Source organism: Martelella sp. UBA3392 (genome assembly GCF_002358775.1).
Classification (GTDB): domain Bacteria; phylum Pseudomonadota; class Alphaproteobacteria; order Rhizobiales; family Rhizobiaceae; genus Martelella; species Martelella mediterranea.
Genome location: NZ_DEPM01000050.1, coordinates 1 through 5,478 on the forward strand (window position 1 = coordinate 1; position 5,478 = coordinate 5,478).

A 5,478-nucleotide genomic window follows, 5' to 3' on the forward strand; every position below is an offset into this window, starting at 1 on the left:
GCCGTTGCGCCCCATTAGCGCCACCACCTGGCCCTCGTCCATGGCAAGCGAGACGCCGAACAGCGCCTTGACCGCGCCATAGGCGGCCGTGACGTTCTCAAGTTCCAGCAGCCGGCTCATGCCTCTTCTCCGAGATAGGACCGGCGCACATCGGGATTGGCGCGGATTTCGGCGACGCTGCCGGACGCGATGATCTTGCCGTAGACCAGCACCGAGATGCGATCGGCGAGCGCGAAGACGGCGTCCATATCATGCTCCACCAGCAGGATCGGCGCTTCGGCCTTCAGTTCGGCAAGCATGGCGGTCAGTTGCTGCCCGCCTTCGAGCCCCATCCCCGCCATCGGTTCGTCCAGCAGGAAGGCGCGCGGGCGCATCGAAAGCGCCATCGCGATTTCGAGCTTGCGGCGCTCGCCATGCGAAAGCGCGGAAGCCGTGACATTGGCGCGATCCTTCAGCCCGGCCTCGGCGATATGAAACAGCGCCGGCTCGGTGAGCTTGCGGTCGGAAAGGGCCGGGATATGGAAGCGGAACACCCGACCGGAGGCCCCGGCGACGGCCAGCATGACATTTTGCAGCACGGTGAAATCCGCGATCACCGAAGAAACCTGAAAGCTGCGCGCCAGCCCCAGCCGGGCGCGGGCGGCGGCATCGAGATCGTCGATCACCTGGCCCTCGAACCGCATCGTGCCGTGATCGGGCCGCACTTCGCCGACGATCTGCTTGATCAGCGTCGACTTGCCGGCCCCGTTCGGACCGATCAGGGCATGGATCTCGCCCGGCATCAGGGTGAGGTTCACATCATCCGTGACGGTCAGCGCGCCGTAGGATTTGCGAATTCCGGTGATGTCGAGGATCGGCTCATGCATTGCGAAGCTTCCTGTCAGGTAGACGGCCGGAGATCAGGCCGATCAGGCCGCCAGGCGAATAGATCACGATAACCAGGAGCAGCAGGCCGAGCAGCGCCTGCCAGTATTCGCTGACATCGCCGAGCAGATGTTCGAGCAGGATATAGATCGCCGCCCCCGCCACCGGCCCGCACAGCCTGCCGACGCCGCCGAGAATGACGAACACCATGATCTCGCCCGACATGTGCCAGGACAGCATGGCGGGGCTGACGAAGCGGTTGAGATCGGCATAGAGCGAGCCGGCAAGCGCCACGATCATGCCCGACAGCACGAAAGCCACCAGCAGCACGCCATAGGGCCGGATGCCGACGGCCATGCTGCGCTGGCGGTTCTGCCGCGCGGCCTGTAGCGCAAGCCCGTAGCGCGACTGGGTGACGATAGCCGTAAAGAGCAGCGCGAGCGCAAGAAGTGCGGCGCAGATCGAGAAATACTGGATCGGATCGAAGGTGTTCATGCCCGGAAAATTGTTGCGGACATAGAAGCTCAGACCGTCCTCGCCGCCATAGCGCGGCCAGCTCACGGCGAAGTAATAGACCATCTGCGCGAAGGCGAGCGTCACCATGATGAAATAGACGCCCGTGGTGCGAAGCGACAGCGCGCCGATGGCAAGCGCCAGCAGACCGCCCGCAACCATCGCCATCGGCCAGATGCCGAGCATGTCATTGCTGCCGGCAAGGGTGAAGGGGAAGGTCAGCACCGGCGTCGCCTGCATCGCATGGCTTGCGAAAATGCCGGTGACATAGCCGCCAATGCCGAAGAAGGCGGCATGGCCAAGCGACACCAGCCCGCCATAGCCGAGCGCGAGGTTGAGGCCGACGCCGGCAAGCGCGAAGATCGCGGCCTTGGTGGCAAGCGTCACGGCAAAACCGTTGCCCATCAGATGCGCACCGATGGCGAAGGCGACGAGGGCGGCAAAGATGGCGAGGTTGATGATGGTTTCGCGGGTCATGCTCTCGCCCCGAACAGGCCCTGCGGGCGGATCACCAGAACCACGGCCATCAGGATATAGATCAGCATCGAGGCGACGGTGGCGGCCATGGCATTGGCGCCCGAACCGCCGCCAAGTGCCGCAAACAGGCCAGGCAGCAGCGCCTTGCCGAGCGTATCGGTCATGCCCACCAGAAGCGCGCCGATCAGCGCGCCCTTGATCGAGCCGATGCCGCCGATGACGACGACCACGAAAGCCAGGATCAGCACCGGCTCGCCCATGCCGACCTGCACCGACTGGATGGAGCCGACCAAGGCACCGGCAAAGCCGGCGAGCGCAGCACCCAGCGCGAACACGATGGTGTAGAGCTTCGCGATATCGACGCCGAGGGCTGCAATCATCTCGCGATCGGCCTCGCCGGCGCGGATGCGGATGCCGAGACGCGTGCGGCCGATCAAGAGCCAGAGGCCGATGGCGACCGCCGCGCCGAACAAGATGATCACCAGACGGAACACCGGATATTGCAACCCGCCCGGCAACGTGACCGCGCCCGACAGGATCTCCGGCAGGTTGAGATAGAGCGGAAACGAGCCGAACACCCAGCGCGTGCCTTCGGAAAACACCAGGATCAGCGCGAAGGTCGCCAGCACCTGATCGAGATGGTCGCGGGCATAGAGCTTGCGGATCACGCCCACCTCGATCAGCGCGCCGACGCCGGCGGAGACCAGCAGGCTTGCGGCAAGGCCGAGCCAGTAATGCCCGGTCGCCGCCGCGACAAAGGCGCAGGCGAAGGCGCCGATCATGAACAGCGAACCATGGGCGAGGTTGATCAACCCCATGACGCCGAACACCAGCGTCAGGCCGGCGGCCATCAAAAACAGCATCATGCCGTATTGCAGGCCGTTCAGGGCCTGCTCGACAAAGAGCGACACACGCTCCTCCTTCGCGAAAGGACAGGATACGGACCGACGCTTCAGCGCCGGCCCGGCATGAGGTCCCGATCAGACCTTACATCTTGCACTCGGCCGCGTAGGCGTCGGCGTGATCGGTCATCACGGTGCCGACGAGCTTGTTGGTCAGCACGCCATTGTCATCGACCACTTCGCGAATCACGAAATCCTGGATCGGATGCTGGTTCGGGCCGAACTTGAAATTGCCGCGCACGCTGTCGAAATCGGCGGCGGCAAGCGCCTGCTGGAAGGCATCGGCGTCCGAGACATCGGCAGCCGCGATCGCCGACAGCAACAGGTTGGCGGTGTCGTAGCTCTGCGCCGCGTAGAGCGAGGGCAGACGGCCATATTCGGCCTCGAAGCCTTCGACGAATTTCTTGTTGGCCTCATTGTCGAGGTCCGGCGACCAGTCGGACGTGTTTTTCACGCCGATCGCGGCCTCGCCCATGGCCGGCAGGATATCCTGGCTGAAGCTGAAGGCCGGGCCGATCAGCGGCTTGTCGACGCCGGATTCGGCATATTGCTTCATGAACGAAATGCCCATGCCGCCCGGCAGGAAGAAGAACACCGCATCGGCGTCGCTATCGCGGATCTGGGCGATCTCGGAAGCGTAGTCGGTGGCGCCGAGCTGGGTGTAGACTTCCTTGACCACGTCGCCGTCATAGAAGCGCTTGAAGCCGGTGAGCGAATCCTTGCCCGCCGGATAGTTGGGGGCCATGATGAACATCTTTTCGATGCCCTCGTCGCTGGCATAGGCGCCGGCGGCTTCATGAAGATTGTCGTTCTGATAGCTGACCGCGAAATATTTCGGGTTGCACCCGGCACCAGCAAGCTGCGACGGCGCGGCATTGGTCGAAAGGTAGAACTTGCCCTGCGCGACAGCCGACGGCACCACGGCCATGGCGAGGTTGGACCAGACGATGCCGGTCAGGACGTCAACCTTGTCGGACTGGATCATCTTGTCGGCGATCTGGACGGCGACGTCGGGTTTGCGCTGGTCGTCCTCTACCACGACCTCGACATCGGAGGCGGCATCCCCGGCCTGCTTCAGCGCCAGCAGGAAGCCGTCGCGGCTATCGACGCCAAGCGATGCCCCGCCGCCCGAAAGCGTGGTGATGAGGCCGACCTTGACCGGATCGGCCTGCGCCATGCCCGCAGCGCCGATCGCGAGCGCCATGACGCCGCCTTTCAGGAAAGTGCTGAGTTTCATAGATGTCCCCTATCTGTTGTTTGCGATTCCTTCGGAATTCGTCTCGGCCTTAGGCAACGCCCCTCGTGCCCATGGGGGCAGTCTAGTCTAAGCATGTCGCCATGATAAGCCGTTGGAGCGTAACCTGACATAATTCAATTATTACATCAAATTTAAAATAGTTTGCTTGTGTATTATAAGTGTTGGGAAACGCTATCGGCGCCACTGGATCACTTTTCGTCCAGCGCGTTTTGTATTGGCATATCGGCTCGCTCTGCCGGTTCTCCGGTTGAACCGCCCTCCGCCCCACTCTCGGCGTCAATCCTCGGGCTTGACCCGAGAATTCAGGCACCTCTCCATACGGGCGGATTGCGCGGCGTATCAGGAACGGGGAGCAACACTATCGCGAAACCCGCCAACGCTTCTCGCGTAGAACGGGATTTTGTCCTCGGGTCAAACCCGAGGATGACGCTGAAGGGATGAGAGGGGCGTGTCTAGACGGAGAGCCCGGAAATACTTTAAAATTAAACTTATTGCCAGCTTGACTCACGCTGCGCCGATCTGTTCCAGCACCATTTTTCCAAACGGATGGCGCGGATTGGCCATGGCGTCGAGGATTGAATAGTGGTGGTGGCCGGCGACGTCGAGCAGGACGCAATCGCCGCCCGCCGCTTCGACATGGTCCGCGTAGAGGCGGCTCTGGCGGTGGAATTCATCGCTTTCGAGCGCGCCAACGGCGGCGACGACCGGCGGAATTTTCGCCGGCAGCGGGTGGTCGATGGGACTGTTACGGCGGGCTGCGGCTTCATCCATGCCGAGATCCTCATTGAGGCTCGTCAGCCGGAGCGGCGCTAGATCGAACAGCCCGCTCACCGCCGTCACGCCCTTGATCGGAAAGCCGGAGACCGAGCCGAGCCCGGACCAGTCGGCAGCCAGCAGCATGCCGGCGATCTGGCCACCGGCCGAATGCCCGGAGACGAAGACCCGCGCCTCGTCGCCGCCAAAGGAGGCGGCATTGCGCCAGACCCATTCGAACGAGCGGCGGCATTGATCGGCGATCGTATCCATGGTGACGGAAGGGCACAGGCCGTAATCGGGAAACACCACCGTGACGCCGCGTTCGACAAACGGGCGGGCGAGAAACCGGTACCAGGATTTGTCGGTCGAGCGCCAGTAGCCGCCATGGTAGAACACCAGCACCGGCGCCGGCCCGCCATCAAGCGCGGGGAAGATGTCGAGCTTCTCGGCCGCACTGTCGCCATAGGCGATATCGAGCTGGCAGGGCAGGTCTTCCACCGCCTTGGCGCTCAGTTCCTGCCAGCGCTTCGCATAAGCGCCGAAGGCGGGCACTGCGTCGCGGGCAATGTATTGCGCATTCAGGAAGGCTGCGTCATAGCGGCGATAGGCGTTGCGGTCGCCGGTCATGCAGCCGGCTCCAGGGCCGCCTCCAGCTTCGCCCGGATCGCCTCCGGCCATGGCTGCGGGCGGCCGCTGTCGTTGACGAAC

The 5,478-nt window shown here is 63.4% G+C and carries 5 protein-coding genes; all 5 read right to left on the bottom strand.

Annotated features, from left to right (window positions below; all coding sequences use genetic code 11):
* Positions 1 to 116: 116 nt before the first annotated feature.
* The 5 genes from B4E36_RS03770 to B4E36_RS03790 all read right to left on the bottom strand — a co-directional run bounded on the left by B4E36_RS03770 (position 117) and on the right by B4E36_RS03790 (position 5,397).
* Positions 117 to 866, bottom strand: coding sequence for an ABC transporter ATP-binding protein (locus B4E36_RS03770; protein WP_292055942.1), 750 nt, complete (start codon positions 864 to 866; stop codon positions 117 to 119).
* On the bottom strand, positions 859 to 1,854 hold the full coding sequence (locus B4E36_RS03775) for a branched-chain amino acid ABC transporter permease (protein WP_292055943.1): 996 nt from the start codon (positions 1,852 to 1,854) through the stop codon (positions 859 to 861). Before B4E36_RS03775 ends, B4E36_RS03770 begins: the two co-directional genes overlap by 8 nt.
* Positions 1,851 to 2,765 carry a branched-chain amino acid ABC transporter permease gene (locus B4E36_RS03780; protein WP_292055945.1) on the bottom strand — a complete coding sequence of 305 codons (915 nt, stop codon included), beginning with the start codon at positions 2,763 to 2,765 and terminating at the stop codon, positions 1,851 to 1,853. The genes B4E36_RS03775 and B4E36_RS03780 overlap by 4 nt, the downstream gene beginning before the upstream one ends.
* Positions 2,766 to 2,841: 76 nt before the next feature.
* Complete coding sequence (locus tag B4E36_RS03785; RefSeq protein ID WP_414673724.1) at positions 2,842 to 3,993, bottom strand: ABC transporter substrate-binding protein; 1,152 nt, start codon at positions 3,991 to 3,993, stop codon at positions 2,842 to 2,844.
* 525 nt (positions 3,994 to 4,518) lie between these two features.
* A complete protein-coding gene (locus B4E36_RS03790) occupies positions 4,519 to 5,397 on the bottom strand; it encodes an alpha/beta hydrolase (protein WP_292055947.1) in 879 nt (292 codons plus the stop codon).
* Positions 5,398 to 5,478: the final 81 nt, after the last annotated feature.

Coding starts and splice junctions, on each gene's coding strand:
- B4E36_RS03770 (WP_292055942.1), bottom strand. CDS start 866: ATGCATGAGCCGATCCTCGACATCACCGGAATTCGCAAATCCTACGGC.
- B4E36_RS03775 (WP_292055943.1), bottom strand. CDS start 1,854: ATGACCCGCGAAACCATCATCAACCTCGCCATCTTTGCCGCCCTCGTC.
- B4E36_RS03785 (WP_414673724.1), bottom strand. CDS start 3,993: ATGAAACTCAGCACTTTCCTGAAAGGCGGCGTCATGGCGCTCGCGATC.
- B4E36_RS03790 (WP_292055947.1), bottom strand. CDS start 5,397: ATGACCGGCGACCGCAACGCCTATCGCCGCTATGACGCAGCCTTCCTG.